Below are 1,220 nucleotides of genomic sequence, written 5' to 3' on the forward strand. Positions count from 1 at the left end.
TCGACATGGAAGCGGAACAGGCTGCCGCCGCCCGGGCGCGGCGCGGCGCCGATGCCGCCGCCCATCTGCTCGGCCAGCTTGCGGCAGATGGCGAGGCCAAGGCCGGTGCCGCCATAGCGCCGGCTGATCGAGGCATCGGCCTGGGTGAAGCGCTCGAACAGCAGCGGGATGCGCGCCGGGTCGAGGCCGATGCCGGTGTCGGCGATGCTGCAGCTCAGCCGCCAGGGCGGCGGCCCCTCGGCGCCGGCGGCGCGCGGCAGGGGCAGCGCCTCGACCTCCAGCTTCACCCAGCCGCTGTCGGTGAACTTGATGGCGTTGCCGAGCAGGTTGAACAGGATCTGCCGCAGCCGCGCCGGGTCGCCCAGCATGCGGCGCGGCAGGCCGGGCGCCAGGTCGCAGAGCAGCTCCACCCCCTTGGCGGCGGCGCGCGGCGCCAGCAGCTCGGCGATGGTGGCGATCTCGGCCTCGGGCGAGAAGGCGATGCGCTCATGCTCGACCATGCCGGATTCGAGGCGGGAGAAGTCCAGCACGTCGTTCAGCAGCACCAGCAGGTGCTCGGCGCTGCCGCGGATGGTCTCGGCATAACGGCGCTGCAGCGGGTCGAGCGGGGTGTCGATCAGCAGCCCGGCCATGCCGATCACCCCGTTCATGGGGGTGCGGATCTCGTGGCTCATGGCGGCCAGGAATTCCTCCTTGGCGCGGGCGCCGGCGCGCGCGGCGGCCTCGCCCTCGGCCAGGCGGGCGCCCTGGCGGCGCAGCGCGTCGGCCTGGCGCGCCATCAGCCAGAAGGCGGCCAGCGCCAGCAGCACCAGCGCCGGCAGCGCCGCCAGCACCAGCGGCTGGACGGTGCCGGCCATGGCCAGCGCATCCTGCCGCCGCCGCATCACCTCGACCACGATCTGCCCCGGACGGGCGGTGGCGAAGGCGGCGAAGCCCGCCACCCCCTCCTGGTCGGGGCCTTCCCAAAGCCCGCTGTCGCGCCGCGGCAGGAAGGCGCGGAACGGCCAGGCGCTGGCGTTCAGCACGCCGATGCCGCTCGCCCCGCCATCGCTGCGCGCCAGCAGCAGGCCGGTGACGCTGTGCAGCCGGAGGGTGACGCCGAAGGCCTCGGCCGGGGGGTGCAGCAGCCCGTCGCGCAGCGCCCCGGGGTCGAGCAGCGCGACCACGGCGCCGCGGAAGCCGCCCGGCCCGGCGCCCGCCCCGGCCACGCCGTGCAGCAG

Annotated in this window: 1 protein-coding gene; it reads right to left on the minus strand. The window is 75.7% G+C overall.

Features of this window, described 5'->3' with window-relative positions; translation table 11 throughout:
* A partial coding sequence (locus tag HMPREF0731_RS20780) for an ATP-binding protein (protein ID WP_007006202.1) occupies nucleotides 1-1,220 on the minus strand: 1,220 nt, incomplete at both ends.

Source organism: Pseudoroseomonas cervicalis ATCC 49957, assembly GCF_000164635.1.
Classification (GTDB): Bacteria; Pseudomonadota; Alphaproteobacteria; order Acetobacterales; family Acetobacteraceae; genus Pseudoroseomonas; species Pseudoroseomonas cervicalis.